The following is a 26,781-nucleotide window of genomic DNA, read 5'->3' as shown; positions in this document are numbered from 1 at the left end:
CCCCGCTCCTACAGAGGTAACCCTCACGCCTTACCGGTGATCTTCCGGTATTTTTCCATCAACTGTTCTTCGGTTTCCGGGCGGGCTTCATCCAGCGGGATGCAGTCGACCGGGCACACTTGCTGGCATTGCGGTTCGTCGTAATGGCCTACGCACTGGGTGCACAGGTCAGGGTCGATCACGTAGATCTCTTCACCCTGGGAAATGGCAGCGTTCGGACACTCGGGTTCGCAGACGTCGCAGTTAATGCAATCGTCGGTGATGATCAGGGACATGGGTACTCCGGCCGGGGCTGTTTGCCCGGGCAACTGAAATCGAATGCGGCAATTGTGCCGCATTGGCGCCCGCAGTGCACGCGGGCGCCGCTTCAGCGGTTACTTCTTGCGAAACCGCTCGGTCAGCGCATCGGCCACGGCCGGGTGCACAAACTTGCTGATATCACCGCCCAATGCCGCGATTTCACGGACCAATGTCGACGATATAAACGAATAATGCTCTGAAGGCGTCAGGAACAGGCTCTCGACATCGGGCGCCAATTGACGGTTCATGTTCGCCAGTTGGAACTCGTACTCGAAGTCCGACACGGCACGCAGGCCACGCAGGAAGACATTGACATGCTGCTCCTTGGCGAAGTGGGCCAGCAGTGTCGAGAAGCCGACTACCTCGACATTGGGCAGGTGCTTGGTCACTTCACGCGCCAGCTCAACCCGCTGTTCCAGAGGGAATAGCGGGTTTTTCTTGGGGCTGGCCGCGACGGCAATAATCACGTGATCGAACAGGCGGGAGGCGCGCTCGACCAGATCGCCATGGCCCTTGGTAATAGGGTCAAATGTACCTGGGTACAACACTCGGTTCATCGCGTCGTCCTGGCGGGAATCCGTTGGGGAGTCGGATGGTATCGCAGCATTCCCGGTCGGCCAAGTCGCCATTCGCAGAAGAAAGCACTATAGACGCGGCGCGTTATCTCCTTTTTCACGGATTTTTAAGCCGTTGGCCCAGCTGCGTCGCGAGTTTCGCCGTGAGTCCGTACACCGACAATTGTGGGTTGGCGCCGATGCTGGTGGGGAACAACGAGCCATCATGGATCGACAGGTTACGTAAGTGATGATGGCGTCCAAGGCTGTCGGTGACCGCCAATTGCGGGTTTTCTCCCATCGCACAGCCGCCCATGACGTGGGCGCTGGCCAGGCGTGTGCGGTATAGCTCAAGGCTCAGGCTGTCGATGTGCTTGCGGGTCTCGGCCAGGGTTTTCATGTACCGCGCATCGCTGTGCAACGGCATCACGGCGCTGGCTCCGGCCGCGAACTGGATGTCGGCCATGCTGTGGAACGCTCGCTTGAGCCCCTCCCAGGCATAGGGCGTGACGGTGTAATCGAGCACGGGGCTGTCGTCGCTGCGCAATTCGACGTTGCCGCCGGGGCTGTCCGGGTGAAAGCCGTCGCGCATCAGGGCCAGCATCATGTGTGTCTTGGGCAGTCGCCCCATGTGTTCGGCATTGGTTTCGCCATACCCGCCAAACAGGGTAGCGGCCAGGGCCGGGTGCAGCGGCGGGACTTCAAGTTTGTAACCCATCGGGCCTGTGGTGCCGTCTTTCCACTGAAAATGGTCCGAGTAAATCGACTGCGGAGCGCCATAAAACGGATTGATCTCCGTAGGAAACTGGGCGGCCGAGAAGTTGACCACGTGCAGGAATGTTCGTTTGCCCACTCGCTTGTAAGGGTCCGGCGCCGCTGAACGCAACAGCAAGCCGGGCGTGTTGATGCCGCCACCTGCCAGCACGTAATGCCGGGCCTTGACCGTGATGGTGCGCTCAGTGGGCGCGACGCAGCGGCTGTCCATGCCTTGGCACTGCAGACCGGTCACTTGGTCGCCTGAGATCAACAAGCGCTGGGCGCGGGCCAGGTACAGCAGTTCGCCGCCGTTTTCGAGAGTGGCCGGGATGGTTGTCACCAGCATCGACTGTTTGGCATTGGTCGGGCAGCCCATGCCGCAATAGCCCAGGTTCCAGCAGCCCCGCACATTGCGCGGGATCACATGCCAGCTATAGCCGAGTTTTTCACAGCCCTTGCGGATCACGTCGTTGTTTGCGTTGGGCGGGATCAGCCACGGTGCGACGCCGAGGCGTTGTTCCATTTGGTCAAACCACGGCGCCATGGCTTCTACGCTGTGGCCGACGACTGCGTGCTCGCGCGCCCAGTGTTCCAGCGTGGGGGCCGGGGTGCGAAAACTTGAGGCCCAATTGACCAGGGTAGTCCCGCCCACCGCGCGGCCTTGCAGGATGCTGATGGCGCCGTCTTTGCTCATGCGCCCGACGCCTTCCTGATAAAGAGTGGTGTAGGCCTCGCCTTCGAGCAGCTTGAAATCGCTGCTGGTCTTGAGCGGGCCTTCCTCAATCAGCAGCACTTTATAGCCCGCGTTGCTGAGGATTTCTGCCGTTGTTCCGCCGCCTGCGCCGCTGCCAACGATGGCAATGTCGGCTTCGAGTGTCAGATCTTGGTCGAGTGTCGAGCCATCATAGGTTTTCCATCCTCGCGCGAGGCCTTCTCGGAACAGGTCGGGTACAGGCATAAGGAGGGCTCATGGCTGGAGTTGATAGGGGGCAGTCAAATGCTGGGCGGGCCGGGATAGCCGCAATGGGGCCAGAGCTCGGTTGTTTGGTAGCCGCTCATCATCACCAGTTGCAGCAGCGAGGCATGGCCCATGCGCAACAGGTTCAGGCTGCTGTTTTGCCAACGCTGGAGGAAATAGCGGATTTGATCGGGGCTGACTTTTTCCCAGCGTTCCCAAATACCCGTCAGTGGGCCACGCGTGACCGGCATGGCCAGCACGTCGAACAATTGCAGGGTCATTTTGAGCAGCTCGGGCGAGAGGTGAGCCAGGTTGCTGTCCAGTGCGTGCAAGGTGGCGTCTGTCGCACTGGGCAGTGAGGCGCGTGAAATGCTGCCCGCCAGCATGACCGGCACCAGTGCCTGCAGAAACACCAGATCACTGCTGCGCAGCACTCTGAAGCCTCGGGCGTTGGTGCTGGCCGAGCACCCGCTGAGGCTGGCGCCCAGCCCGGCCGTGGCGAGAAAAGCAGAGGCGCAGAGCCCGATTTTTAAAACGCCGCGGCGGGAAAGGAGCGTCGTTTCATCCAGAAATTCCGGCATGGCTTAGTCTCGCCGTCTGAGGCTAACGGATAAACAGCTTTTGAATCAGGCGCACGAGCGATCTGCCATAGGGCGGATAAATCGCCAGCGAACTGTTCCAGCGCTGTTTGCTCAACACTCCTTTGGCGTGGCTGAACGTCAGGAAACCTTCGTGGCCGTGGTAACGGCCCATGCCGGAATGCCCGATGCCGCCAAACGGCAGGTCGTCGATGGCCACCTGCAGCAGCGTCTCGTTGATGCTGACACCGCCTGAGTGGGTGGATTCGATCACCCGCTCTTGTTCCGCCTTGTTGTAGCCGAAATAGTAGAGCGCGAGTGGGCGTGGCCTTGAGTTGATGTAGGCAAGCGCCTCATCGAGCGTGCGGTACGCCACAACAGGTAGCAGCGGGCCGAAGATTTCGTCCTGCATGACCTGCATGTCGTCGTTTACCTCCAGCAGCAATGCGTGCGGCATGCGCCTGCCCTGCCCGTTTGCATAGAGCGTGATCAGCCGGGCGCCTTTCTCGGTGGCGTCTGTTTGCAAGTGTTCGAGCCGTGCCAGCTGGCGCTCGCTGATGATGGCGGTGTAGTCGGGGTTGTCGGCCAGCGTGGGGTAAAAACCCAGTACGGCCTGGCGATAAGCGTCCACAAACCCGTCGACTCGGTCTTGGGGCACCAACACATAGTCGGGGGCGATACAGGTTTGCCCGGCGTTCAGGGTTTTACCCCAGGCAATACGCTGGGCGGCGTCCTTGAGGGGCACATCAGCCGACACGATCGCGGGTGATTTGCCACCCAGCTCCAGGGTCACCGGGGTGAGGTTGTCTGCGGCGGCCCGCATGACCTGCCTGCCGACATGGGTCGAGCCGGTGAACAGCAGGTGGTCGAAAGGCAGCCGGGAAAACGCCACGGCCACTTCGGTATCACCCAAGACAACGGCGACCATGTCCTCGGGGAAGATGCGCCCCAGCAGGTCCTTGAGCAAGCGCCCTGTGGCAGGCGTGTATTCACTGAGTTTGAGCATCACCCGGTTACCGGCCGCCAATGCCCCGATCAGCGGGCCCATGGCCAAATACAGCGGGTAGTTCCATGGCACGATCACACCGACCACGCCCAAAGGCTGATACACCACCTTGGCGCTGGCTGGCTGAAACATCACACCCACGTGGCGCGACGAGGGTTTGGTCCAGCGCTTCAAGTGTTTGAGGGTGTAGTCAAGGCTGTGCAAACTGGGCATCAGCTCGGCAAACAAGGTTTCATCGGGGCTGCGGTGGCTGAAGTCCTGGCTGATCGCGTCGATCAGAACGTCGCGCTCACGGCTCAACAAGAGGCGAAGACTCTTTAACCACTGATGCCGCTGTGCTACTACTGGGGCCGGATGGTTTGCGTAGGCCTTTTGCTGCAGGGCAAAAAGACTGTGCAGGTCATCAGGAGAGATGGAGGAACTGTGGCGGTGGGCACTGTCGGTAGACATTGTTCGCTCCATGCGGATTTTTGAGGGTTCTCGTAAGAGCCTGAAATGTTTTTAGAGCCTGCACTCTATATTGTCAATTGGGGAGCTTGCCATCGGGGTGTTCAAGCAACGGTGGTCGGGCTTTAAGTTTTTTCGATGCTTATCGAAGATCAAGCCATGTCCGCACGATTAAAAACCAGCCAGCGCATCATCAATAGCAGTCTGGAGTTGTTTAACCAGTTGGGTGAACGCAGTGTCAGTACCAATCACATTGCGGCTCACATGGAAATTTCTCCGGGCAATCTGTATTACCACTTCCCTAACAAGCAGGCGATCATCTCGGTGTTGTTTGACGAGTACGAGGCCCTGGTGCTGGGTTTTCTGCGCCCGCCCGAAGGCCGTTTGCCAGACGGCAACGACAAGCGTGACTACTTGAAGCATCTGCTCAACGCGATGTGGCGTTACCGCTTTTTGTACCGTGATATCGAACACTTGCTGCGCAGTGATCCAGAACTGGCCCGGCGCTATCGGCGCTTTTACGCGCAATGCATGGTTCAGGGGCAAGCTATCTATTCGGGGTTCGTACAGGCCGGCATTCTGGACATGACACCTCAGCAGATCGAATCGCTGACGCTCAATGCCTGGATCATCGTGACGTCCTGGGTGAGCTTCTTGTGCACCACCCGCGAGAACGCCAACCTTCTTTGCGAGCAGGCACTTAAACGCGGGATCTACCAGCTCGTGGTGCTGGAGTCTGGCTATGTCACGGCTGAGTACCGTGAGGTGATCGCTGATCTGCTCAAGGAGTATTACGTTCCATTGCAAAAGACATTGGACGTACAGTAGCGGTATTCCCACCCCGCAGGAGTTCGCCATGCCCGTTGCGCAACTGATCAGCCCCCACGCCCTGAATGAACGCCTGGGCCAGCCAGGCCTGGTTATTCTGGATTGCCGTTTTGCCCTAGAAGACCCGGAGTACGGCCATAGCAGTTATGTCGAAGGCCATATTGCCGGCGCGTGGTTTGCCGACCTTGAGCGCGACTTGAGCGGCCCGGTGACCAAAGGCGTCACGGGGCGGCATCCATTGCCCGAGGCGCAGGCCTTGCTTGAACGGTTGCGAGCCTGGGGCATCAACCAGGACAGCGAAGTGGTGCTGTATGACGATGGCCCGGGCGCTTTTGCGGCGCGCGCGTGGTGGTTGCTGGCGTGGCTGGGCAAACGCGATGGTGTGTTTATCCTCGATGGCGGGCTCAAGGCCTGGCATGCGGCAGGTTTCAAGCTGACCACGGACGAGTCCGTTGCCGTGTCTGGCACCTTTGATGGCCAGCCGGATGACCACTTGGTATTGAGTGCTGAGCAGTTGCAAGCGCGTTTGGGCCAGCCGCAGTTGACCTTGATAGACGCCCGCGCCAAACCGCGCTTTCGCGGCGAGGTCGAGCCGATCGACCCGATTGCCGGGCACATCCCCGGGGCGAAATGTGCGGCCTTCAATGAAAACCTCGACAGCACCGGGCGCTTCTTGCCTGCCGAACAACTCAAACAGCGATTTACCGAACTACTGCATGGGCGTTCGCCGGATGAGCTGGTGGCCTATTGCGGCTCCGGCGTCACGGCGTGCCATAACCTGTTCGCATTGGGATTGGCGGGTTACCCGCTGGGCACACTGTATGCGGGCTCGTGGAGCGAATGGATCAATGACCCGGCCCGAGGTGTTGCGACGGGGGAGTGACCCGCAGGTTTCTAACACTCCATCTCCAGGCCACTCTTTTGGGCGAACGCTGACTATTGGCGCCACCGCGCAATGGCAGCGTTTGGTAAACCGTGCGAATAAGCCGGCCATTTTGTGGGCACTAAAATCCGTAGGAGCGAGCTTGCCTCGCGATCTTTTGATCTTGAAAACTCGCGAGACAAGCTCGCTCCTACACGGTTTTGATGCAGCGCCGTCTACAAGCCTTGCGTGTGCTGGGCACTGGCCGCACGGTAGGCGGCCGGGCCGACGCCGTAGACTTTTTTGAACTGGCGGCTCAAATGGCTTTGGTCGGCAAAGCCCAATTGCGTGGCGACTTGCAGCGGTAAGCAGCCTTGTTGCAACAAGCCGCGGGCATGGGCAATGCGTTGTTGCATCAGCCAGGTGTGCGGCGGCATGCCGGTGGCGCGCTGGAACACGCGGGCAAAATGAAACGGCGACAAATTGACCGCCGCTGCCAGTTCTTCCAGCGACGGCGGCTCGGCCAGCCGCGATTGCAGCAGCTCTTTGGCCTGGCGCACCGCCCGGTGTTCCACGCCGGGTTTGCCGGGCATTGGCAGGCGCGCATGGCGATTGAGCAGGGCCAGCATCATTTGCCGCCAGAGGGTTTGCTGGTGCAGCGCCGATTCTGGGCCTTCCAGCAAATGATGCAGGCTCTGCAACCCGTGAAACAGCTCTGGGTCGTGCAGCAGGGTGTCATTGAACGTTGGCAGATGGGTCACAGGCAGGTGCAACTCTTCCAGCAGGCTTTGGATCTGCTCGTTGTCCGGGTAGAACGCACGGTAGCGCCAACCCGCATCATGGCCTTTGTGGCCGTTATGCACTTCGTCGGGGTTGATCAACACCAGTGTGCCGGTACCGGCCAGGTGCTCTGCACCGCGATAGCGATAGCGCTGGGCGCCATCTATGATCATGCCGATCACAAAACCATCATGCACATGGGGCACAAAGCGGTGTTCGATGTAGCGGGCGGTGAGCAACTCGACGCCGGTCAGCGGTGCCGTTTGCCAAAAATGGATTGACTCACCCTGCTCCAGATTCATTACGCCGACTCAGGGCCGAGGCTGGCCAGCCACTGCGGAATGCGCCGTTCAAGGTAGTAGCGCGGGTTCCTCAGCGAGCCTTCGACGAAACCCACATGTCCGCCTTGAGTGTGCAACTCCAGCTCGGTGCAGGCTGACAGTTCGCTGGCTTCGGGGATGCTGTGCTTGAACACGAACGGATCGTCCTCGGACTGAATGATCAGCGTGGGCGTTTCAATGGCCCCCAGAAAGTAGCGGCTGGACGCACGACGGTAATAGTCGTCGACGCTCTGGTAACCATTGAGCGGCGCGGTGACCCGGTCGTCGAACTCCCAGAAGGTGCGCAGCTTGCTCAGCGACTTGAGGGTGCCGAGCTTGGCAAGTGTGGCCAGCCCTTCGTGCTTGGCATCGTGCTGAAACTGGCGATGTTTGGTTTTGACGTACGCCACCATCTCGCGCATGAAGTGCGCCTGGTACACCTTCGAGAAGCCCATGCCGATACGGTCGGCGCATTGGTCGAGGCGGAACGGCACCGAGACCGCGACGGCGCCTTGCAGGCCGCTGGCGCTGCCCGATTCGCCGAGGTATTTGAGCAGAACGTTGCCGCCCAACGAGTAGCCCACGGCATAGATCGGGGCCAGCGGGTAACGCGCCCGCAGGTGGGCAACGGTGGCGGCGAGGTCTTCACTGGCGCCGGAATGGTAGCTGCGCGCCAGCAGGTTGGGCTCGCCAGAGCAGCCGCGCCAGTTCAGGGCCACGCTGGCCCAGCCCTGTTTCGCCAGGGCGCTTTGCTGCCCTGCGATGTAGTGCGACCCCGAAGATCCGGTCAGACCATGCAACACCAGCACCAGCGGGGCATAGGCCGAGGGCGTGCCGTGCCAGTCCAGATCGAGAAAGTCGCCATCTTCGAGCCACAGGCGCTCACGTTGATGTTCAACCACCGGTTTGGTGCGCCACAGCGGCCCCCACAGCGTTTGCAAATGAGGGTTGCCAAGGCCTGAAGCGGGAGTGAACAGTTCCACGGGTAACGCAGGGGAAGCGAGGGCGCGCACTTATGATCTCGGTCGGTGACAGGTGTGGGAAAGTGCCTAAGTTGCCACAACACGGCCCGGTGCCCAAGCAATGAGTGCTGCGCGGTGTGTGTTCAATTGGTCGAATTGCACACCGGGCGGCTGTTGTCTTCACCTCGGATGATGTCGGGCAGCGGCTGCTGGGCAACGCGGGGGCCCAGGGTTACCGTGACCCAGTTGTTGGCGTTCATGTGTCGATTCATGGCCGCTTTGATCTGTGCCGGGGTTATTTTCTGGATATCGGCGGTTTTTCGGGTGAGGTCTTGCGTTTGGCTAAAACGGTTGATGATCGCCAGTTCGTTGAGCACGTTTTTGTTGGTCGCCATCAGTTGTGGCAGCGCCTGGCGGGTATATTTTTTGATGCTGTCCAACTGCTCCTCGGTGGGGCCGTCCTTGAGGAACTGGGCAAAAAGCGCGTTGACCTGCTCCAGGGCTTTTTGGCTGTACTGGGGCGGCGTGTTGAAGTGGATGATCCAGGCCGATGTGCCCAGAGCGTGTTCGATATCGGACTCAACGCCATAGGTGACGCTGTGTTTTTCCCGTAGCTGGTCATTCAGCACATGGTTGAACACCACATGGGCAACGCGGATGGCCATGGCGTCCGGGTGTGTATTGGGCAAGGCGTTCTGCGCCATCATCAGCAACGTCTGGTTTGTCGAGTCTTCAATGTGCAGGGTTTTGCCGGTGTTGGCTGTTGTGACGAAGGTCTGTGGCGGTGGTAGCGCCGGACCTTGCGGCAAAGCGTCGGCCAGGGTTTGGGTCAGTGTGCGGGCCTGCTCAGGGGTGAGGTCGCCCACGATCACGATCTGTGCGTTGGCTGCGGTGTAGGCACGCTGATAAAAAGCGCGGACCTGCGTGGCATCCATCTGTTGAAGGCTGTCATGCGTCCCGTTGGATGAGCGCGATAGCGGTTGGCCGGGGTAGAGCTCTGCCCGAATCTTCGCCAGTGCTCGTGCCTGGGCGATGATGTCTTCTAGTTTGAGGTCGGCGTGCAGGGTTCGCTTGATGCGCGCCAGGTTTTCCTGGCTGAAGCTCGGTTGGCTGAGGGTTTCGGTCAACAAACTCATCACCGGGGCCAGGCTCTGGGGAGCGCTCAGGCTTCTGAGGGTGAAGTAGCTCTGTTCGGCGTTCATCCCATAGGTGATGGTCACGCCGTAGCGATCAAAGCCCCGGTCGATTTCGTCGGCTTGTTTGAGCGCTGAATCCACAGTGAAAAGGCCCTGGGTCATGGCCGCCAGCCCCGGTGTTTCGCCATCGTAGTAACTGCCGGCCGCAAAGCTGATTTTCAGGTCGACCATGGGCAGGTTGTGATTCTCCACAAACAGCACGCGGCTACCTTGCTTGAGTGTCCAGGACTGGATCGGGGGCGCAAGGGTGGCATCTGCGGGGGCTGCGAGTTCGCGCAGCGATTGCAACGACGCCGTGGGGCTTGGGTATTCAGAGGCGCGCACATAACAGCCCACAGACAGAAAAACTCCCAGCAGGGCAATCAGGCCGATGAGGGTGCAGCGTGCGACGAGGCTGGCATTACTCATGAGGTGTCTCCTCAGGCAGCGCGTAGCTGGTGGTTAACCGGTCAGCGACCAGATAGGTTTGCGCCGTACGTTGAATGTCTTGCGCGGTGATGGCCTTGAAGGTGTCGAGCCGTGCCTGCTCGGTGCGCCAGGACAGCCCGGCTATTTCCAGCACACCGATCTGCACCAGGCGGTTCTCCAGTACGTCCTGATCGAACACGCGGCGCGCCATGATCCGGGTGCGTGCACGTTCCAGGTCTTCAAGGTTCGGCGGGGTTGTCTTCAGCGATTCGATAAGGGCCAGGAGCCGCGTTTTGACTGTTTCAATCGAGTCGGCTTTTTCCGGATCAAGCAGTGCGCTGATGTTGAACAACTCATCACCGGGGCTGGCGGCCTGGTAATGCACGGTGATGGTGTTCGCCAACTGCTCTTTGCGCACCAGTTGGGCCTTGAGCAGGGAGCTGTTTGTACCGCCCAGCATTTCGGCGATCAGTTCCAGGGCGGGTGCTGTGCGTGGGTCGGTTTGCGTCTTGAGGCTTGGCACGTTATAGGCCAGATACAGCAGGGGGATTTGCTGAGGGAGGTACTGGACGATGCTGCGCTCGCCCGGCATATCCAGTTCGATCGGTGACGGGCTGTAGGGTAGCGGGCGGCGTGCGACAGGGCCGAAGTAACGTTCGGCCAACTGCTTGACCTGCTGGGGAGCAATATCCCCGGCCACGATCAGCACTGCGTTGTTGGGGGCATACCAACGGCGATACCAGTGTTTCAAATCTGCTGTTTGCAAGCGGTCCAGATCATGCCGCCAGCCAATCACCGGGTTACCCGCAGCGCTGGCCGGAAGGGCCAGGCGCCGGGGGACTTCCAGTGCTCGCTGAAGGGGGTGATGGTCTGAAGACTCGCTGCGTTCACTCTTGACCACTTCACGCTCGCCGCGCCAATCGGCCTCAGCCAGGTGCGCCGTGTTCATCTGGTCGGCGAGCACTTCAAAACTGACACCCAGTGCGTGTGGCGGCACGGTGTGGAAATACAGCGTGGCGTCGTTCTGGGTTGTCGCATTCTGGCTCCCGCCCAGGTTTTGCAGAATCTGGTTGGCCTCGTTTGAGCAGAGCTTGCTGCTGCCATTGAACAGCATATGTTCCAGTGCATGGGACACGCCCGAGTGCCCGGGCATCTCCTGGTTGGAGCCGACCCGATACCACAAGTGGGTATGGACCAGGCTGGCGCGGTGGTCTTCGTAGACAATGACCTTGAGCCCGTTGTCGAGCGTGAACTCGTGGATGGGCGGTGGCTCGCTGGCCAACGCCAGCAGCGGTTGCAGCATGACGCCGAGGATCAGCCCGGCGATAAGTCGTTTCATGGTGAGTGTCCTGACGGTTGTTCGTCAGGACAGGTTGAGACAAACGCCTGCGATGAGTGCGTTACATAAGTACGCGCTCGACGGGGGCCGGGGTTCAGGGCTGTGCGGGCGGCAAGGGGCGTTGTTCGGTGATGGGGCCCAGGCTCGCGACTGTCCAGTGATCGGCCCGCAAGTAACGGTTCATGGCGTCTGTGATGTCGTGCCGCGTCAGTGTCTGGGCCTGCATGGCCAAGGCATCGAAATTTCTGGGGAGGCCGTGGGCGCCCATGATCAACACTTGTTGAACCATTTGTGCGTTGCTGGCGCTGGTCAAAGGCAGGTTGCCCGCCAGTCGTCGTTTGACACCCGCCAGTTCTTGTTCGGTGGGGCCCTCACGCAACCACTCGCTAAACAGGTCTTTGACCAACGCTATCGTGGCCTCTTGTTGCTCGGGCGCGGTCTGCACACTGATTGTCCACGGTCCGCCCGCCAACCACAGTGGCATGTAGGCCTTGGCGGCGTAAGTCAGCCCGCGCTTGTGGCGCAGTTCGCTGTTCAAACGGCTGCTGCCGGAACCGCCGAATATCAGGTTGGCCACTTGTAACGCAACGTAGTCCGGGTGGTTCGCCGGCAGGCCTGGTTGCGCCAGCATGATGAAGGTCTGGCTGGTTGAGGCTTGAACATGGGTCTGGGTTGGCGGCAACGTCAGGTCCATCGCCGGTGCAATGGGCGCGAGCGCGGGCCCCTGGGGCAAGGCCTGGCTGAGCGCGATGCTCAGGTTGGTTGCTTCGTCGCCCGAGAGATCCCCCACAATGACCAGCAGCGCGTTGGCGGCGGTGTAGGTTTTTTGATGAAAATCCCGGATCTTTTCAGCGTCTATCAATGCCAGGCTTTCGGCGTTGCCCTCGGTGGCACGGGCGTAGGGGTGATTGCCATACAACTGTGCATGCAAGGCCTGTTGTACACGGGCTGCGGGCTGGTGTTGCTGCAGCTTTAAGGCATTGAGCGCCGCGGCTCTGTTGCGCTCGACCGCCGCCGTGGCAAATGTGGGTTTCGCGACCAGACGGGTCAAGACCGCCAGGGCCGCCGTACGCGTATCGCGGTCACTGAGTGTGCGCAGGTTCAAGCGTGCTTCGTCTTTGTCCACAGCGCTCGTCAGTTGCGCACCCAGTTGGTCAAGGGTTTGGGCGATGGCCGTGGCATCCAGGCCGTCGGCCCCCTGACTTAAAAGCTTCAAAGTCATGCTGGCCAGCCCTGGCAAGGCGTCGTCCCGACTGCTGCCCGCGGAGAAACGTACGCTGACATCGACGATGGGCAGGGCGCGGGTTTCAATGAAAATGACTCGGGCGCCTTCATGGGTCGACCAGGCACGAATGTTCAGCGGGCGAGCGGCGATCTGGCTGTCGTCCAGGGTTTTCAGTGTTTGCAAACCCGAGGTCGGTTTTTCGTTGGCCCGTGCCGGATCGTTCGCGCAAAGGCTGAGCAACAGGGTGGCAATAAACGCCAATGGCACAGCATGGCGCTGGGTGGTCTCAAGCAGATCAGTCATGTTTTTTCTCCGGGCCCGGTATGTAAACGCTGCTCAAGCGGTTTTCGGTGAGGTAGGTGTTGGCCAGCCGCTGAATGTCAGCGGCCGTCAGGGCTTGCAGAGCGCTCGCCTGCGTGTCGAGGGTTGACCAGGGCAGGCCGACGCTTTCCAGCTCGCCTATTTCGCTGGCTTGTTTCTCGATCTGATCGTGGTCGTAGAGGCGCTGGGCGGTGAGCCTGCGCTTGGCGCGTTCCAGCGTCTGCGCACTGACGGGCAGGGTTTTCAAGGCGTTGAGCTGCGCCCAGATCAGCTTCTCGACAGCCTCCGGGGTTTCGCTGCGCGAGGGGCTGATGTCGGCCCAGATCCTGAGCAGGCCATCGCCGCGGCTCAGCAGGTCGTAATGCGAGTACATCCCGGCCAGCAAACCTTGTTGATGCATCAGGCGGGCCTTGATGGGAGCGCAGTCGCTGCGGCTCAGCAGTTCGTTGAGCAGTAACAGGCCAAAGGCGGTTTGCGGGTCTTTGGCGGTGTTCAAACTGGGCACGTTGAAGGCCATCGCCAGTTTTGCATTGGGGCTGGGCAAGCGCAGGTGCAGCGTGCGGCGGCCGGGATTCGCCAGTTCAATCGGCGGCCTGGCCGGGGGCAGCGGGCGTGCAGCCAGTGCGCCGAACTGCTCTGTCACCAGCGTTTTGACCTGTTCCCGTGTCACGTCCCCCACGATGACCAAGACGGCATTGTTGGGCACATACCCGTCTTGATACCACTGCGTGATCGCCGTGTTGTCCAGCCGGTTGATGTCATGCATCCAGCCCAGCACCGGGTTCTTGTAGGTGCTTGCCACATGGGCAATGGTTTTGAGCCGTTCGTTGAGCAGGTGCCACAGATTGATATCGACCGTGGTCCGACGCTCTCGCTGGATGATCACGCGTTCGGCGTGTAACTGGGCTTGGCTCCAATGGGCGCTGGCCATTTGGTCAGCGAGGATTTCCAGAGACACCGCCAGCCGGTTGCTGGCCTGCAACTGGGTGTAAAACGTTGCATCGGGGCGCGTGGTGGCGTTGGCGCTGACGCCTAGCGATTCGAGCACGGTCAATGCTTCACCCGCTTGTAATTTGCTACTGCCTTTGAACAGCAGATGTTCCAGGGCATGGGACACGCCGGTTTGCCCTTCTTGCTCATAACTGGCGCCGACCTTGTACCAGAGTTGCGAGGCCACCACGGGAGCGCGGTGATCTTCGCGAACAATGACTTTAAGGCCGTTTTCGAGGGTAAAAACGTGGGTGGTAGGGGGAGTGTTGGCGTAGACGGTCGCTGGTAACCACAAGGTGATTAACCAGCGAACCCAAACAGGGAGTTTCATCCGGAAGGATCCTTATTGTTCTGTGAATGGTTCAGAACAGGTTGGATCAAACCGGGTGCAGCAAGGCGGTATATAGGTAGCGCGCCTGGTTAATCGGCCATCAGGCTTCGCGCGGCAGGATATGCGCCACGCTCAGGCGTTCCGGGCACAAGTAGGTGTTGGCCACACGCAGGATGTCATCCGCTGTTACGTTCAGGATCTGTTCGACCTCGCTGTCGATCAGCGCCAAAGGCTGCTCGATGGCGGCGAGGTTGCCAAGGGTCGAGGCCTGTATTGCCAGGGTGTCCTGCGCGGCCAGGTAGGCGAGTACCTGACGCTGGCCGTACTTCACCGTGTCGGCATCCAGGGCGCGGTTTTTGAGTGATTCCAGGAGCTGTTTGATCTCCTCTTCAACCTCGCGCACCGACAGCGCGCTGTCTTCACCCAGGGTGGCGCCTATCAAAAAGAGGTCATCTGGGCGGCGAAAGGCCGGCAGCCGGCAGATCACGCTGGCCAGGGTGTCTTTCCCCGCAGAGAGCTGGTGCGTCAGCCATGCCTGCGGGCCCTCGGACAGCACTGCGCTAATGACTTGCAGGGCGCGAACATCTTGCGTGGCGCCAGGCGTGGCGAGGCTTGGCGTATTGAAGGCCATCTGCAGACGAGGCAGCGGGGTATCCAGGTGTTGAACAAGCCGGCGTTCTTCCCCCTCGTAATGATTGGCGGGTTGCTCTGCGGGTGTAAAACCGATGAACGGGGCGAAATCGCCAAACAGGTGCTGAACCAAGGGCTGGATGTCATCAAGTGTCGTATCGCCCACGATGACCAGAATCGAATTGTTGGGGGCGTAACCTTCCTCATGCCAGCGCAGCACATCGGCCACCGTGATGCGTGCCAAGTCGTCGACATCGCCGAATTTGTGCGCGGTGCCGCCCAGAGGGAAGATCAGTTGCTCGTAGTCGGGGGAAATCCAGAAGTCGGACGTGAAGTACGGATCGGCCTGTTCGAGTGCTTGAGTGTGCTTGATGCCCTTGTCGAGCCGTTCTTGCGTGAGCGCTTGCGGCGCCATTCTGGCCGCGAGCAACTTCAGCACGCAAGGCAGCTCGCTGCTGGCGGCTTCAAGGCTGTAGGTGCTGATATGGTAATCAAGCCAGCCAGAGGCCACGGCGCCGATAGTTCTCTCTTGCGCCTTGTCCTTGAAGGTTGCGCGGCCTGTCAGGTACGCCAGCCCGCGCTGGTTGGCGCGCTCGTTGTCGGTGCCCACCTTGTGTAACAGCGAGGCGCAAATGTCCTGGGTGCGGTGGTCCTGGCGCATGATGACGCGCAGGCCGTTAGCCAGTGTGTATTCGTGCGAGGTTTTTGTGGTTGTGGAGGTCATGGTCAACATTCCGTTGTTCTTGGAACACGCCAGGCGGTGCGGGTGTGCACGCGGGGCGAGTGATCAGTAGGAACAAGCAGAATGCGATGTGGCGGGAGGCAGGGTGCGGTAGATAGTTAAGGCGAATGGCCCAAGGGTATGTGCAATCGTTGCCGCAACGCGCGGCAGCGATTGCACAGGGGTCAGCGATTACTGCTCAGCAGCACTCGCCGCAACCGCTTCACGCTGCCACAGGGCGTAGTGCACGCCCCCGGCTTTTTGCTCACGGTGCAAACGCCAGTTGGCCGGCAAGCCCAGCTCCGAGGGGCGCGACTCGCTTTCGGTGTAGACCCAGGCTTCATCTGTCAGCCAGCCGTGTTGCTCGAGCAGGTCGCAGGCAGGCTTGAGCAGTTCCTTGTTAAACGGTGGATCAAGGAACACCACGTCAAAGATGTCGCTCGGGGTCGCATCCAGGTAACGCAGGGCGTCAGTCTGCTGCACCTGACCAGTGGTGCAGCGCAAGATGCCCATGTTTTCGCGAATGTTGGAAATCGCCTCGCGGTTGCTGTCCAGGGCCAGGCCCTTGGCAGCGCCGCGGGACAGGGCTTCCAGAAACAGCGCGCCGCTGCCGGCAAACACGTCCAGTACCTTGGCGCCCTGAATGTACGGGGCGAGCCAGTTGAACAGTGTTTCACGGACGCGGTCAGGCGTTGGGCGCAGACCTTCTACATGGGGGAAGTCGAGTTTGCGACTGCGCCATTCCCCGGCAATGATGCGTAATTGACCTGCACCTGAGTGCGATGTGTTTTTTGGCTTTGCCATTAATGCTCCGGAACCCCAAGAGGTTGCTCTGAAGGTTTGTCGGTAGGAGGTGGCAGTGGTTGTTGCGGCACGGTGGGGCCGGCGGTCACTACGACCATTTTGTCGGCGCTCAAGTGCTTGCTCATGGCGTCCTTGACCTGCTCGGTGGTCAGATTCTGGGACTGCTCGCGGAGTTTTTCCAGATAGTCCAACGGCAGGTCATAGAAGCCGATGGCGCCTAGTTGGCCGACGATGGCCGAGTTGCTGGCAGTCGACAGCGGGAAGCTGCCGGCAAACTCACGCTTGGCATCGTCGAGTTCTTTTTGCGTCGGACCGTTTTTCAGGTAGTCAGCCAAAATGCTTTCAACCAGTTTGAGGGTGTTTTCGCTCAACTCGGCGCGGGTTTGCAGACTGATCTGAAACGGCCCGCGAACTTCCATCGGGTTAAAGCTGGAATACACGCCGTAGGTCAGGCCGCGTTTTTCACGCACTTCGGTCATCAGGCGCGTACCAAAGCCACCGCCGCCCAGCACGTTGTTGCCCAGCAGCAGCGCGGGGTAGTCCGGATCGTTGCGGTCAATACCCAGTTGGGCCAGCAGCAGTTGGGTCTGCTTGGACGGGAATTCGATGTGGGTTTCGCCTGCCTTGGGCTCGACCGGCTCGGCAATTTTGGCCACAGCCGGGCCTTTTGGCAGCGCTGCCGACACCTGGGACGCCATGGCCTCGGCTTGCGCACGGGACAGATCGCCCACGATCGCAATCACCGCATTACCTGCGGTGTAGGTCTTTTTGTGGAAGGCCTTGATTTGATCCAGGGTGATGGCGGAGATGCTTTGTGCAGAACCGTCGCTTGGGTGAGCGTACGGGTGGTTGCCATACAGGCGGCTGAACAGCTCGTTGCTGGCCAGCTTGCCGGGGTTCTGTTTCTGGATCTCGAAACCGGCCAGCATCTGGTTTTTGATGCGGGCTAGAGAGTCGGCCGGGAACGTGGGTTTGCCGACCACTTCGGCAAACAGGTTGAGCGCCGGGGTGCGTTTGTCTGCGTCACTTAGGCTGCGCAAAGAGGTAATGGCCATGTCGCGGTAAGCGCCATTGCCAAACGCTGCGCCGAGGCCTTCAAAGCCTTGGGCGATGGCGGTGACATCCTTGCCGGCCACGCCTTCGTTGAGCATGGCGTTGGTCAATACGGCAATACCCGGTGTGCTGGCATCCTGGCTGCTACCGGCAGCGAACGTCAGGCTCAGGTCGAACATCGGCAATTCCCGCGCCTCGACGAACAGCACTTTGGAGCCTTCGGCGGTTTTCCAGGTCTGGATGTTCAGCTTGCGATTGACGGGCGCCTTGCCGTCGAGTTCGGCCAGGGACTCCAGCTTGCGCTCGGACTTGGCTTGATCCGTGGCTTGGCCAGCCACGCTGAGGCTTGGGCTGACAAAGCAGTAGCCGAGTGCGCCGACCAGAACTGCCGTGGTCAGGGCCAAGCGCGGGGCTTTACGCTCACTCATTGGTTTTCTCCTCGGGCAGTACGTGTGCAACGCTCAGGCGGTCGCGAGTGAAATAGGTCCGTGCGGCTTGCTGAATATCGGCCGGGGTGACTTTTTGCAGGTCAGCCAACTCGCTGTCCAAGAGTTTCCAGGACAGACCGACGGTTTCCAGCTGGCCAATCGATGTGGCCTGGAAGGTGATCGAGTCGCGCTGGTAGACCAGGTCGGCTATCACCTGGGCGCGCACGCGCTCCAGTTCTTCGGCTGACGGCGGGGTCTTTTTCAGGTCATCGAGCAAGCGCCAGACACCGGCTTCGGTCTGGGCCAGGGTGACTTTTTTCTGGCTGTTGGGCATTGCCGAAATCAGGAACAGGCTGTCACCACGGGTGAAGGCGTTGTAGCTGGACGAGGCGCCCGACACCAGTTCTTCCTTGCGCTCAAGTTGCGTGGACATGCGTGCGCTGTAGCCGCCGTCCAGCAGTGCCGAAATCAGGCGCAGCGCGTTGGCGGTGCTCGGGTCTTTGGCGGTGGCGATACTCGGCACGTTGAAGCCCATCATCAGGCTTGGCAACTGTGTCTGAACGTGGATCTTGAGCAGACGCTCGCCGGGCGTGGCCAGTTCGAGCGGGACCTTGGCTGTCGGGATGTCACGCTTGGGCACCACGCCAAAGTAGCGCTGGGCCAGTTTTTTGACTTCGTCCGGGGTCACGTCACCGACCACCACCAGCGTGGCGTTGTTGGGTGCGTACCATTCTTCGTACCAGGCACGCAGCTCGGCCACGTTCATGCGCTCCAGGTCAACCATCCAGCCGATGGTTGGGGTGTGGTAACCGCTGGACGGGTAGGCCATGGCGCTGAAAATCTCGTACGCCTTGCTCATGGGCTGGTCGTCGGTGCGCAGGCGACGTTCTTCTTTAATCACCTCGATTTCGCGCTTGAACTCTTCCGGCGGCAAGCGAAGGCTGGCCATGCGGTCGGCTTCCAGCTCAAAGGCAACGCCCAGGCGGTCGCGGGCCAGCACCTGGTAATACGCGGTGTAATCATCGCTGGTGAAGGCGTTTTCCTGGGCACCGAGATCGCGCAGGATCAGCGAGGCTTCACCGGGGCCAACCTTATTGCTGCCCTTGAACATCATGTGCTCAAGGGCATGGGACAGGCCGGTCTTGCCGGGCGTCTCGTAGCTGGAACCGACCTTGTACCAGACCTGGGAGACCACGACTGGCGCGCGATGGTCTTCACGCACGATGACCTTCAGGCCATTGTCCAGACGAAACTCATGGGTGGGTTGCGCATCGGCTGCAAAGGCCGATAGCGGGAGCAAAACGGTGCTGAGCAACAGGCCAGCAGCGTAGCGGGCGAGATGATTCATTCGTTTTTAAACCTGTTGGGCTGCCCGCTTGGCCTTAGCGTCTGCGGGGGAGGAGGTGCTAGGATACTGATCCGTTTTACTGGCGGCCACGCCTATCAAGCCAACCACGGTCAGAGAACCTGTGATCGGGCAGTATAGGAGCCGACTTGGAAGTGTGGATGTATCTCGGTAAATTTCCTTTTTTTGCCGCTTTTCCTGTTTCAGTTCTGAGGTAAGACGAAGTTATAGGGGTGTTTCTTTACACCCTGAATAAGCTGTGTGCGAACGAGCTGACAAAAAAACAGTCTTTTTCACACCGAATATTATTTGCCGGGGCGCCACAGTGGCGCGTCGCTACGATGAGATAGCCGTCCTCCATGTTTGGTTCCAACGACGACAAGAAGAACCCAGCTGCGGCTGGCGAGAAGAAAGGCCTGTTCGGATGGCTGCGCAGAAAACCGCAGGAAGCCGTCGTTGAACAGCCCGCGCCTGCCCCTGAAATCACCCCCGAGCCGTTGATCGAAGCCGCCCCGGTGGCCGTCGAACCAGTGCCAGAAGCAGTGGCTGCCCCTGTGGTTGAGTCGCCAGCAGCAGTTCCGTCTGCGCCGTGGCCACCCTTGCCGGTTCCAGAAGAGCCGGTGGCTCTGGTCGAAGACGTTGAGGCGCCGCATGTCGTGCCGCCGATTCCGGCAGTCGAGCCCGCGGTTGAAGTCGTTGAAACCATCGCCGAGCCTGTTGCTCCAGCTCCAGCTCCAGCTCCTGTGGCTGAAAACAAGGTCGGCTTCTTTGCCCGTCTGAAACAAGGCTTGTCCAAAACCAGCGCCAGCATTGGTGAAGGCATGGCCAGCCTGTTCCTGGGCAAGAAGGCCATTGATGACGACCTGCTGGATGAAATCGAAACCCGTTTGCTGACCGCCGACGTGGGTGTTGAAGCAACTTCGGTGATCATCAAGAACCTGACGCAGAAAGTCGCGCGCAAACAACTGACCGACGCCGATGCCTTGTACAAATCGTTGCAGGATGAGTTGGCAGCCATGCTCAAGCCGGTCGAGCAGCCACTGAAAATCGAATCCCAAAACAAACCGTTTGTCATCCTGGTGGTCGGCGTGAACGGTGCGGGTAAAACCACCACCATCGGCAAACTGGCCAAAAAGCTGCAACTCGAAGGCAAGAAAGTCATGCTCGCGGCGGGTGATACCTTCCGTGCGGCGGCGGTCGAACAGTTGCAGGTCTGGGGTGAGCGCAACCATATCCCGGTGATCGCCCAGCACACAGGCGCCGACTCAGCTTCGGTGATCTTTGACGCGGTGCAGGCCGCCAAGGCGCGTGGCATCGACGTGTTGATCGCCGACACCGCGGGCCGTCTGCACACCAAAGACAACCTGATGGAAGAGCTGAAAAAAGTTCGCCGGGTGATCGGCAAGCTCGACGAAGACGCGCCGCACGAAGTGCTGCTGGTACTCGACGCCGGTACTGGTCAAAACGCCATCAGCCAGGCCAAACAGTTCCACCAGACCGTCGACCTGACCGGCCTGGCGCTGACCAAGCTCGACGGCACGGCCAAAGGCGGTGTGATCTTCGCCCTGGCCAAGCAGTTCAATATCCCGATCCGGTTTATCGGCGTCGGTGAAGGCATCGATGATTTGCGTACCTTTGAGTCCGAACCTTTTGTTCAGGCTCTGTTTGCGGAGCGGGAGCGTCCATGATTCGTTTCGAGCAGGTCGGTAAACGCTATCCAAATGGACACGTGGGCCTGCACGAGCTGAGCTTTCGGGTCCGACGCGGCGAGTTTCTGTTTGTCACCGGCCACTCCGGCGCGGGCAAAAGTACGCTGTTGCGGCTGTTACTGGCGATGGAGCGCCCCACCAGCGGCAAGTTGCTGTTGGCGGGTCAGGACCTGAGCCAGATCAGCAACGCGCAGATTCCTTTTTTGCGTCGCCAGATCGGCGTGGTGTTCCAGAACCACCAACTGCTGTTTGATCGCACGGTGTTCAACAACGTCGCGCTGCCGTTGCAGATTCTGGGCTTGTCCAAGCCTGAAATCGCCAAACGTGTGGACTCAGCGCTGGAGCGCGTGTCGCTGTCGGACAAAGCCGAGTTGTACCCCGGCGATTTGTCCACCGGCCAGCAACAACGTGTCGGCATTGCCCGAGCCATCGTCCATCGCCCAGCCTTGCTGCTGGCAGATGAACCCACCGGCAACCTCGACCCGCGTCTGGCGGCGGAAATTATGGGCGTATTTGAAGATATCAACCGTTTAGGCACCAGCGTACTGATTGCCAGCCACGACCTGGCGCTGATCGCGCGTATGCGCCACCGCATGCTGACCTTGCAGCGTGGCCGATTGATTGGCGACGGGGAGGCCGGGCAATGAGTGCAACTCGCAGTCCCAAGGTGTCCGAGCGCGTGGCACCCAAGGCCGCTGATCCACAGCCGCCAAAAAAGAAAAAACACGACGAAGACGATGGTCCCAGCTTCGGGATGCTGTTCCACGCCTGGGTCGAATCGCACCGGGCCAGCTTGCTCGACAGCTTGCGCCGGTTGGGCAAACAGCCGATTGGCAGCTTTTTTACCTGTCTGGTGATGGCCGTAGCCCTGAGCTTGCCGATGGGCTTGTCGTTGTTGCTGAGCAACGTCGAGCGTCTGGGAGGCTCCTGGCAGCGCGCCGCGCAGATTTCGCTGTATTTGCAGATGGATGCCAGCAACGACCAGGGTGAACAATTAAGCAATCAGATAAAAGGTATGCCGGGGGTCGCAGACGCTGAATTCATCAGCCGTGAAAAGGCACTGGATGAGTTCCAGCAGCAGTCTGGCTTGGGCGAAGCGCTTAAAGAACTGCCCGACAACCCCCTGCCGGGCGTGGTGCTGGTGACCCCGAATGAGGTCGATAAACCGACCCTCGAAGCCCTGCGCGAGCGACTTTCTGAACTGCCGAAAGTGCAACAGGCACAACTTGATCTAGTCTGGGTCGAACGCTTGGCGGCAATCCTGAAACTGGGTGACCGTTTTGTCTTCGGTCTGACGGTGTTGCTGGTGTCGGCGTTGCTGCTGGTGATCGGTAACACCATCCGCTTGCACATCGAGAACCGGCGGATCGAAATTGAAGTGATCAAGCTGGTCGGTGGTACTGACAGCTATGTGCGTAGGCCGTTTCTATACATGGGCGCGCTTTACGGATTTGGCGCCGGGATTCTTTCCTGGGGTGTGTTGGCATTCGGTTTGAACTGGCTCAACGACGCAGTGGTTGGGCTGGCTGGATTGTATGGCAGCGATTTTGCGCTGGCCGGCGTGCCGGTTGCCGATGGTCTGTCGCTATTGCTTGGCGCGGTGCTGTTAGGGTATATCGGTGCATGGATTGCAGTCGCGCGTCACTTACGTGAGCTTTCGCCCAAGTAGTTGCTATTTACATGTTGACCTTTTCAGCTTTTTTCGGAACTTTTTTAACAGTTTCCGGTCAACTTTCGCAGTGCTGAACTGCACGAGTTATGTGAGACGGAGGTTTTTTCGTATGACCACTTCTTTGCAACCTGCGTATGCGTTGGTCCCCGGTGCGAACCTCGAGGCCTATGTCAACACGGTGAACAGCATTCCACTGCTGACACCCGAGCAGGAGCGTGAACTGGCCGAGAGTCTCTACTATGAGCAGGATTTGGGGGCGGCTCGGCAGATGGTGCTCGCCCACCTGCGTTTTGTTGTACACATTGCCCGCAGTTACTCGGGCTATGGCCTGGCTCAGGCAGACCTGATCCAGGAAGGTAACGTCGGCCTGATGAAGGCGGTCAAACGCTTCAACCCCGAAATGGGCGTGCGTTTGGTGTCGTTCGCCGTTCACTGGATCAAGGCAGAGATCCACGAGTTCATCCTGCGTAACTGGCGGATCGTGAAAGTCGCGACCACCAAGGCCCAGCGCAAACTGTTCTTCAACCTGCGCAGCCAGAAAAAACGTTTGGCCTGGCTGAACAACGAAGAAGTTCATCGTGTGGCGGAAAGCCTGGGCGTGGAGCCTCGCGAAGTCCGCGAAATGGAAAGCCGCCTGACCGGTCAGGACATGGCCTTCGACCCGGCAGCAGAAGCTGACGACGACAGTGCATTCCAGTCGCCAGCCAACTACCTGGAAGACCACCGGTACGATCCGGCCCGTCAACTGGAAGATGCGGACTGGACCGACAACTCCAACACCAACCTGCACGAAGCGCTGGAAGTGTTGGACGACCGTAGCCGTGACATTCTCTATCAGCGCTGGTTGGCTGAAGAGAAAGCTACGCTGCATGACCTGGCTCAAAAGTACAACGTGTCTGCAGAGCGTATTCGTCAGCTGGAAAAAAGCGCGATGAACAAGCTCAAACTCTCGATCGCCGCTTAACGCGACTGTCAAAAAACGCCCCGATCTGATCGGGGCGTTTTTGTTTGTGGGGCAAATACCCTGTAGGAGCGAGCTTGCCTCGCGATCTGTTGATCTTGATCTAAGAGCCCCTAACCCTCTCCTGAAGGAGATGAAGATATTCGGTGGCCTGTTTGCTGCGCGACAGCGCGGCGTCGAAGACGGTGCGGCAGTTCCAGTTGTGATTACTCCGCCCAGGGCTTGTCGCTGCGGGAGGTGTTCAGGGTGGTGAGGTAGTTGTCCCCGCCCAACTGGCGCATTTGCTGGCGAATCCACGCTGCACGACCGGCCACGTAAGGCGTCGGGCGGCTGGCGCTCCAGTTACGCGGGTTGGGCAGCACGGCGGCAAGTTGGCTGGCCTGCTGAGGCGAAAGGTCTTTGGCGTTTACCCCAAAGTGATGCTCAGCCGCCGCTTGTGCGCCAAACACCCCTTCATCCCATTCGGCGCTGTTGAGGTACACCTCAAGGATACGTTCCTTGGTCCACAACAGCTCAATCAGCCCGGTAAACCAGGCTTCCAGCCCTTTGCGCAGCCAACTGCGGCCCGACCACAAAAACAGGTTCTTCGACACCTGCTGGCTCAACGTGCTGGCGCCGCGAACAGTGCCGCCCTTTTCGTTGTGCACGAAGGCTGCCCTGATGGCATTGAAGTCAAACCCCCAGTGCTCAGCGAATTTCTGATCTTCGCCGGCAATCACCGCGACTTTCAGATTGTTGGAGATTTCATTCCAGGGCCGCCAACTGCGTTGCAGGTCAATGGGCTGGCCGTTGACCCACGAGTCGATCTTGCGCTCGACCATCAGTGCGGTACCTGGTGGCGGCACCCAACGGAAAATCAGCACCAGCAACGCACTGCCCGCGGCGAACCACAGCAGAGCCTTAAGTACACGATGTATGAAAATCCGCAGCATAGATGGGTTGGCCGAACCTGTTGAGCGCGCCATTATACAGACCCTGCGTCATTCGATGATCCTGACGGGAGTTATGCATGTTGCGCATGTTTCTGATGTTAGCCGCGTTTTTCGGCTTTACCGGTGTCGCGCTGGGCGCTTTCGCGGCTCATGGTCTGAAAGATCGCTTGAGCGAGCAGTATCTGGCTATTTTTCATACAGGGGTGACCTATCAACTGGTCCATGCCCTGGCCTTGTTCGGCGTCGCGTTGCTGGCCACGCAACTGCAAAACCGCCTGGTGACCTGGGCCGGGGTGTGTTTCGCGCTGGGTATCGTGCTGTTCTCCGGTAGCTTGTATGTGCTGACCCTTACGGGCATCAGCAAGCTGGGCATCATTACGCCGATTGGAGGGCTCGGATTTTTGGCCGGTTGGCTTTGTCTGGGCCTTGCCGCCTGGCGCATCAGCTAGATGAATGGCTTGGGTCAGCCTGACTGATCGGGCTAGAATGCTGGCCCCTAAAAATGATGGCAGCGTCGCGCATGCACATTCAGTTGAACGGTGAATCCTTTGAACTGCCTGACGGCGAAACCGTCGCGCACTTGTTGGTCAGGCTGGAGCTCACGGGCCGTCGTGTCGCCGTGGAGCTTAACCTGGACATCGTGCCGCGCAGCCAGCATGGCGAAACGGTGCTCAAAGAAGGCGATCAGGTCGAAGTGGTTCATGCCATCGGTGGCGGCTAGTCACCTGGCCCCGCTTTACACCTGTCCACAGTGCACACAATCAGAAGAGGATTCCCGATGAGCAATGTTCGCAGCGACAAGCCTTTTGTATTGGCCGGCCGTACCTACCAATCGCGTTTGCTGGTAGGCACCGGCAAGTACCGTGACCTGGAAGAAACCCGTCTGGCCATCGAAGCCTCGGGCGCAGAAATCGTCACCGTCGCTGTGCGTCGCACCAACCTCGGTCAAAACCCGGGCGAGCCGAACCTGCTCGACGTGTTGCCGCCCGATCGCTACACCATTCTGCCGAACACTGCCGGTTGCTACGACGCGGTTGAAGCCGTGCGTACCTGCCGACTGGCCCGAGAGCTGCTCGATGGCCATAACCTGGTCAAACTCGAAGTGCTGGCCGACCAGAAAACCCTGTTCCCGAACGTCATCGAAACCCTCAAGGCCGCCGAAGTGCTGGTCAAGGACGGTTTTGACGTGATGGTGTACACCAGTGATGACCCGATCATCGCCCGCGAACTCGAAGCCATGGGCTGCATCGCGGTAATGCCGCTGGCCGGCCTGATCGGCACGGGGCTGGGGATCTGCAACCCGTACAACCTGCGGATCATTCTGGAAGAAGCGAAAATTCCGGTGCTGGTGGATGCGGGTGTAGGCACTGCCTCCGACGCCACCATTGCCATGGAAATGGGCTGCGAAGCGGTGCTGATGAACTCGGCCATCGCCAACGCCCAGCATCCGATCATCATGGCTGAAGCCATGAAGCACGCCATTGTGGCGGGCCGTCTGGCGTATCTGGCCGGGCGCATGCCGAAAAAACTCTATGCCAGCGCCTCTTCGCCGCTGGATGGTCTGATCAAGTAAGAGCCACTGATGACTGAATCACTCGACACCCCAACCCTGGAAGAAGGCGACGATCGCCAGCACCGCCGCATCAAGAGCTTCGTGATGCGCGCCGGGCGCATGACCGAAGGCCAGCAACGTGGCCTGGATCAAGGCGCCCCGCTGTACGTACTGCCGCTGGCGGATGCACCGGTCGACTACGACCAAGTGTTCGGTCGCTCGGCACCGCGCACGCTGGAGATCGGTTTCGGCATGGGCCACTCCCTGCTGGAAATGGCAGCGGCTTCGCCTGAGCAAGACTTCATTGGGGTCGAGGTTCACCGTCCGGGCGTGGGCGCGCTGCTCAATGGCGTGCTGACCCAGGGTCTGACCAACCTGCGTGTTTACGACTGCGACGCGATCGAAGTCCTGACCCGCTGCGTGGCTGACAACAGCCTGGACCGCCTGCTGTTGTTCTTCCCGGACCCATGGCACAAGAGCCGTCACCACAAGCGCCGCATCGTCCAGGCATCGTTTGCCGAGCTGGTGCGTTCCAAGCTGAAAGTGGGTGGCGTGCTGCACATGGCCACCGACTGGGAACCGTATGCCGAATACATGCTGGAAGTGATGAACGTCGCGCCGGGCTACCGCAATCTGGCCGAAGATGGCCTGTGCGTGCCGCGCCCGGCTGAGCGCCCGGTGACCAAGTTCGAACGCCGTGGCGAACGTCTTGGGCATGGCGTGTGGGATCTGAAGTTCGAGAAGCTGGCCTAAAAAACGCAATCCCTGTAGGAGCGGGGGTGGGGGGGGGTGTTTTTTAAGATTAAAATATAG

At 59.8% G+C, this 26,781-nt stretch carries 26 protein-coding genes; 10 read left to right on the top strand and 16 right to left on the bottom strand.

Annotation, left to right across the window (positions count from 1 at the left end; translation table 11 throughout):
* Positions 1 to 23: 23 nt before the first annotated feature.
* The 5 genes from NTD86_RS20405 to NTD86_RS20385 form a co-directional block, all read right to left on the bottom strand.
* Positions 24 to 275 carry a YfhL family 4Fe-4S dicluster ferredoxin gene (locus NTD86_RS20405; protein WP_262204998.1) on the bottom strand — a complete coding sequence of 84 codons (252 nt, stop codon included), beginning with the start codon at positions 273 to 275 and terminating at the stop codon, positions 24 to 26.
* Positions 276 to 374: 99 nt separating this feature from the next.
* Positions 375 to 857 carry a pantetheine-phosphate adenylyltransferase gene (gene coaD, locus NTD86_RS20400; protein ID WP_262204996.1) on the bottom strand — a complete coding sequence of 161 codons (483 nt, stop codon included), beginning with the start codon at positions 855 to 857 and terminating at the stop codon, positions 375 to 377.
* 115 nt (positions 858 to 972) lie between these two features.
* Positions 973 to 2,568: a GMC family oxidoreductase gene (locus tag NTD86_RS20395; RefSeq protein ID WP_262204994.1), complete on the bottom strand. Its 1,596-nt coding sequence runs from the start codon at positions 2,566 to 2,568 to the stop codon at positions 973 to 975.
* Between the two features lie 35 nt (positions 2,569 to 2,603).
* Positions 2,604 to 3,149, bottom strand: coding sequence for a twin-arginine translocation pathway signal protein (locus tag NTD86_RS20390; RefSeq protein WP_262204992.1), 546 nt, complete (start codon positions 3,147 to 3,149; stop codon positions 2,604 to 2,606).
* A gap of 22 nt (positions 3,150 to 3,171) precedes the next feature.
* On the bottom strand, positions 3,172 to 4,602 hold the full coding sequence (locus NTD86_RS20385; protein ID WP_262204990.1) for a coniferyl aldehyde dehydrogenase: 1,431 nt from the start codon (positions 4,600 to 4,602) through the stop codon (positions 3,172 to 3,174).
* A 156-nt stretch (positions 4,603 to 4,758) separates the two neighbouring features.
* Between NTD86_RS20385 and NTD86_RS20380 the strand changes: the two genes are divergently transcribed.
* Together NTD86_RS20380 and NTD86_RS20375 are read left to right on the top strand one after the other, a co-directional pair.
* Complete coding sequence (locus NTD86_RS20380; RefSeq protein ID WP_262204988.1) at positions 4,759 to 5,427, top strand: TetR/AcrR family transcriptional regulator; 669 nt, start codon at positions 4,759 to 4,761, stop codon at positions 5,425 to 5,427.
* 28 nt (positions 5,428 to 5,455) lie between these two features.
* A complete protein-coding gene (locus NTD86_RS20375; protein ID WP_262204987.1) occupies positions 5,456 to 6,310 on the top strand; it encodes a sulfurtransferase in 855 nt (284 codons plus the stop codon).
* 215 nt (positions 6,311 to 6,525) lie between these two features.
* On the opposite strand, the gene NTD86_RS20370 is transcribed toward NTD86_RS20375, so the two are convergent.
* From NTD86_RS20370 to NTD86_RS20325, 10 genes are all read right to left on the bottom strand, one after another.
* Positions 6,526 to 7,371, bottom strand: coding sequence for an AraC family transcriptional regulator (locus tag NTD86_RS20370; protein ID WP_262204985.1), 846 nt, complete (start codon positions 7,369 to 7,371; stop codon positions 6,526 to 6,528).
* Positions 7,371 to 8,402, bottom strand: coding sequence for a hydrolase (locus NTD86_RS20365; protein WP_262204983.1), 1,032 nt, complete (start codon positions 8,400 to 8,402; stop codon positions 7,371 to 7,373). Before NTD86_RS20365 ends, NTD86_RS20370 begins: the two co-directional genes overlap by 1 nt.
* A 92-nt stretch (positions 8,403 to 8,494) precedes the next feature.
* Positions 8,495 to 9,955, bottom strand: coding sequence for a M16 family metallopeptidase (locus NTD86_RS20360; RefSeq protein ID WP_262204981.1), 1,461 nt, complete (start codon positions 9,953 to 9,955; stop codon positions 8,495 to 8,497).
* Positions 9,948 to 11,294 carry a M16 family metallopeptidase gene (locus tag NTD86_RS20355; protein WP_262204979.1) on the bottom strand — a complete coding sequence of 449 codons (1,347 nt, stop codon included), beginning with the start codon at positions 11,292 to 11,294 and terminating at the stop codon, positions 9,948 to 9,950. Before NTD86_RS20355 ends, NTD86_RS20360 begins: the two co-directional genes overlap by 8 nt.
* Before the next feature lie 94 nt (positions 11,295 to 11,388).
* Entirely contained in the window at positions 11,389 to 12,822 is a 1,434-nt protein-coding gene (locus NTD86_RS20350; protein WP_262204976.1) for a M16 family metallopeptidase, read from the bottom strand.
* Positions 12,815 to 14,161, bottom strand: coding sequence for a M16 family metallopeptidase (locus NTD86_RS20345; RefSeq protein ID WP_262204974.1), 1,347 nt, complete (start codon positions 14,159 to 14,161; stop codon positions 12,815 to 12,817). Before NTD86_RS20345 ends, NTD86_RS20350 begins: the two co-directional genes overlap by 8 nt.
* Before the next feature lie 100 nt (positions 14,162 to 14,261).
* Entirely contained in the window at positions 14,262 to 15,515 is a 1,254-nt protein-coding gene (locus NTD86_RS20340; protein WP_262204972.1) for a M16 family metallopeptidase, read from the bottom strand.
* A gap of 189 nt (positions 15,516 to 15,704) precedes the next feature.
* On the bottom strand, positions 15,705 to 16,316 hold the full coding sequence (rsmD, locus tag NTD86_RS20335; protein WP_262204969.1) for a 16S rRNA (guanine(966)-N(2))-methyltransferase RsmD: 612 nt from the start codon (positions 16,314 to 16,316) through the stop codon (positions 15,705 to 15,707).
* Positions 16,316 to 17,797 carry a M16 family metallopeptidase gene (locus NTD86_RS20330; protein ID WP_262204966.1) on the bottom strand — a complete coding sequence of 494 codons (1,482 nt, stop codon included), beginning with the start codon at positions 17,795 to 17,797 and terminating at the stop codon, positions 16,316 to 16,318. The genes rsmD and NTD86_RS20330 overlap by 1 nt, the downstream gene beginning before the upstream one ends.
* Positions 17,790 to 19,145: a M16 family metallopeptidase gene (locus tag NTD86_RS20325; RefSeq protein WP_262204964.1), complete on the bottom strand. Its 1,356-nt coding sequence runs from the start codon at positions 19,143 to 19,145 to the stop codon at positions 17,790 to 17,792. Before NTD86_RS20325 ends, NTD86_RS20330 begins: the two co-directional genes overlap by 8 nt.
* A gap of 356 nt (positions 19,146 to 19,501) precedes the next feature.
* On the opposite strand from NTD86_RS20325, the gene ftsY reads away from it, so the two are divergent.
* From ftsY to rpoH, 4 genes are all read left to right on the top strand, one after another.
* Positions 19,502 to 20,830 carry a signal recognition particle-docking protein FtsY gene (gene ftsY, locus NTD86_RS20320; RefSeq protein ID WP_262204962.1) on the top strand — a complete coding sequence of 443 codons (1,329 nt, stop codon included), beginning with the start codon at positions 19,502 to 19,504 and terminating at the stop codon, positions 20,828 to 20,830.
* The gene (gene ftsE, locus NTD86_RS20315) at positions 20,827 to 21,498 is read left to right on the top strand and encodes a cell division ATP-binding protein FtsE (RefSeq protein ID WP_055103872.1); all 672 of its coding nucleotides are present in this window, start codon (positions 20,827 to 20,829) and stop codon (positions 21,496 to 21,498) included. Before ftsY ends, ftsE begins: the two co-directional genes overlap by 4 nt.
* Positions 21,495 to 22,520 (top strand): permease-like cell division protein FtsX, encoded by a 1,026-nt coding sequence (gene ftsX / locus NTD86_RS20310; protein ID WP_262204956.1) that lies wholly within the window; start codon positions 21,495 to 21,497, stop codon positions 22,518 to 22,520. The genes ftsE and ftsX overlap by 4 nt, the downstream gene beginning before the upstream one ends.
* 112 nt (positions 22,521 to 22,632) lie before the next feature.
* Entirely contained in the window at positions 22,633 to 23,487 is an 855-nt protein-coding gene (rpoH, locus tag NTD86_RS20305; RefSeq protein WP_048370987.1) for an RNA polymerase sigma factor RpoH, read from the top strand.
* Positions 23,488 to 23,690: 203 nt separating this feature from the next.
* Here the strand turns inward: rpoH and mtgA are convergent, their stop codons facing one another.
* Positions 23,691 to 24,449 carry a monofunctional biosynthetic peptidoglycan transglycosylase gene (gene mtgA / locus NTD86_RS20300; protein WP_262204954.1) on the bottom strand — a complete coding sequence of 253 codons (759 nt, stop codon included), beginning with the start codon at positions 24,447 to 24,449 and terminating at the stop codon, positions 23,691 to 23,693.
* 44 nt (positions 24,450 to 24,493) lie between these two features.
* On the opposite strand from mtgA, the gene NTD86_RS20295 reads away from it, so the two are divergent.
* From NTD86_RS20295 to trmB, 4 genes are all read left to right on the top strand, one after another.
* The gene (locus NTD86_RS20295; RefSeq protein ID WP_262204953.1) at positions 24,494 to 24,865 is read left to right on the top strand and encodes a DUF423 domain-containing protein; all 372 of its coding nucleotides are present in this window, start codon (positions 24,494 to 24,496) and stop codon (positions 24,863 to 24,865) included.
* Positions 24,866 to 24,936: 71 nt separating this feature from the next.
* Positions 24,937 to 25,137 (top strand): sulfur carrier protein ThiS, encoded by a 201-nt coding sequence (thiS, locus tag NTD86_RS20290; RefSeq protein ID WP_262204951.1) that lies wholly within the window; start codon positions 24,937 to 24,939, stop codon positions 25,135 to 25,137.
* Positions 25,138 to 25,194: 57 nt separating this feature from the next.
* Positions 25,195 to 25,989: a thiazole synthase gene (locus NTD86_RS20285; RefSeq protein WP_262204948.1), complete on the top strand. Its 795-nt coding sequence runs from the start codon at positions 25,195 to 25,197 to the stop codon at positions 25,987 to 25,989.
* 9 nt (positions 25,990 to 25,998) lie between these two features.
* Positions 25,999 to 26,721, top strand: a complete 723-nt coding sequence (gene trmB / locus NTD86_RS20280; protein ID WP_262204946.1) for a tRNA (guanosine(46)-N7)-methyltransferase TrmB — start codon at positions 25,999 to 26,001, stop codon at positions 26,719 to 26,721.
* The last annotated feature ends 60 nt before the right edge of the window (positions 26,722 to 26,781 follow it).

It is taken from the genome of Pseudomonas sp. 7P_10.2_Bac1 (assembly GCF_025465935.1).
Lineage (GTDB): Bacteria > Pseudomonadota > Gammaproteobacteria > Pseudomonadales > Pseudomonadaceae > Aquipseudomonas.
The sequence above is the reverse complement of the archived record's forward strand: the minus strand, read 5'-3'. Positions and strand labels throughout refer to the sequence as shown.

Excerpts from the sequence above, each read along its gene's own strand:
- NTD86_RS20370 (WP_262204985.1), bottom strand. The coding sequence starts at position 7,371 with ATGAATCTGGAGCAGGGTGAGTCAATCCATTTTTGGCAAACGGCACCG.
- ftsE (WP_055103872.1), top strand. The coding sequence starts at position 20,827 with ATGATTCGTTTCGAGCAGGTCGGTAAACGCTATCCAAATGGACACGTG.
- NTD86_RS20395 (WP_262204994.1), bottom strand. The coding sequence starts at position 2,568 with ATGCCTGTACCCGACCTGTTCCGAGAAGGCCTCGCGCGAGGATGGAAA.
- NTD86_RS20390 (WP_262204992.1), bottom strand. The coding sequence starts at position 3,149 with ATGCCGGAATTTCTGGATGAAACGACGCTCCTTTCCCGCCGCGGCGTT.
- NTD86_RS20385 (WP_262204990.1), bottom strand. The coding sequence starts at position 4,602 with ATGTCTACCGACAGTGCCCACCGCCACAGTTCCTCCATCTCTCCTGAT.
- trmB (WP_262204946.1), top strand. The coding sequence starts at position 25,999 with ATGACTGAATCACTCGACACCCCAACCCTGGAAGAAGGCGACGATCGC.
- ftsY (WP_262204962.1), top strand. The coding sequence starts at position 19,502 with ATGTTTGGTTCCAACGACGACAAGAAGAACCCAGCTGCGGCTGGCGAG.
- thiS (WP_262204951.1), top strand. The coding sequence starts at position 24,937 with ATGCACATTCAGTTGAACGGTGAATCCTTTGAACTGCCTGACGGCGAA.
- rpoH (WP_048370987.1), top strand. The coding sequence starts at position 22,633 with ATGACCACTTCTTTGCAACCTGCGTATGCGTTGGTCCCCGGTGCGAAC.
- NTD86_RS20285 (WP_262204948.1), top strand. The coding sequence starts at position 25,195 with ATGAGCAATGTTCGCAGCGACAAGCCTTTTGTATTGGCCGGCCGTACC.
- ftsX (WP_262204956.1), top strand. The coding sequence starts at position 21,495 with ATGAGTGCAACTCGCAGTCCCAAGGTGTCCGAGCGCGTGGCACCCAAG.
- NTD86_RS20380 (WP_262204988.1), top strand. The coding sequence starts at position 4,759 with ATGTCCGCACGATTAAAAACCAGCCAGCGCATCATCAATAGCAGTCTG.
- NTD86_RS20375 (WP_262204987.1), top strand. The coding sequence starts at position 5,456 with ATGCCCGTTGCGCAACTGATCAGCCCCCACGCCCTGAATGAACGCCTG.
- NTD86_RS20350 (WP_262204976.1), bottom strand. The coding sequence starts at position 12,822 with ATGACTGATCTGCTTGAGACCACCCAGCGCCATGCTGTGCCATTGGCG.
- NTD86_RS20360 (WP_262204981.1), bottom strand. The coding sequence starts at position 9,955 with ATGAGTAATGCCAGCCTCGTCGCACGCTGCACCCTCATCGGCCTGATT.
- mtgA (WP_262204954.1), bottom strand. The coding sequence starts at position 24,449 with ATGGCGCGCTCAACAGGTTCGGCCAACCCATCTATGCTGCGGATTTTC.
- NTD86_RS20325 (WP_262204964.1), bottom strand. The coding sequence starts at position 19,145 with ATGAATCATCTCGCCCGCTACGCTGCTGGCCTGTTGCTCAGCACCGTT.
- NTD86_RS20295 (WP_262204953.1), top strand. The coding sequence starts at position 24,494 with ATGTTGCGCATGTTTCTGATGTTAGCCGCGTTTTTCGGCTTTACCGGT.
- NTD86_RS20330 (WP_262204966.1), bottom strand. The coding sequence starts at position 17,797 with ATGAGTGAGCGTAAAGCCCCGCGCTTGGCCCTGACCACGGCAGTTCTG.
- rsmD (WP_262204969.1), bottom strand. The coding sequence starts at position 16,316 with ATGGCAAAGCCAAAAAACACATCGCACTCAGGTGCAGGTCAATTACGC.
- NTD86_RS20355 (WP_262204979.1), bottom strand. The coding sequence starts at position 11,294 with ATGAAACGACTTATCGCCGGGCTGATCCTCGGCGTCATGCTGCAACCG.
- NTD86_RS20405 (WP_262204998.1), bottom strand. The coding sequence starts at position 275 with ATGTCCCTGATCATCACCGACGATTGCATTAACTGCGACGTCTGCGAA.
- NTD86_RS20340 (WP_262204972.1), bottom strand. The coding sequence starts at position 15,515 with ATGACCTCCACAACCACAAAAACCTCGCACGAATACACACTGGCTAAC.
- coaD (WP_262204996.1), bottom strand. The coding sequence starts at position 857 with ATGAACCGAGTGTTGTACCCAGGTACATTTGACCCTATTACCAAGGGC.
- NTD86_RS20345 (WP_262204974.1), bottom strand. The coding sequence starts at position 14,161 with ATGAAACTCCCTGTTTGGGTTCGCTGGTTAATCACCTTGTGGTTACCA.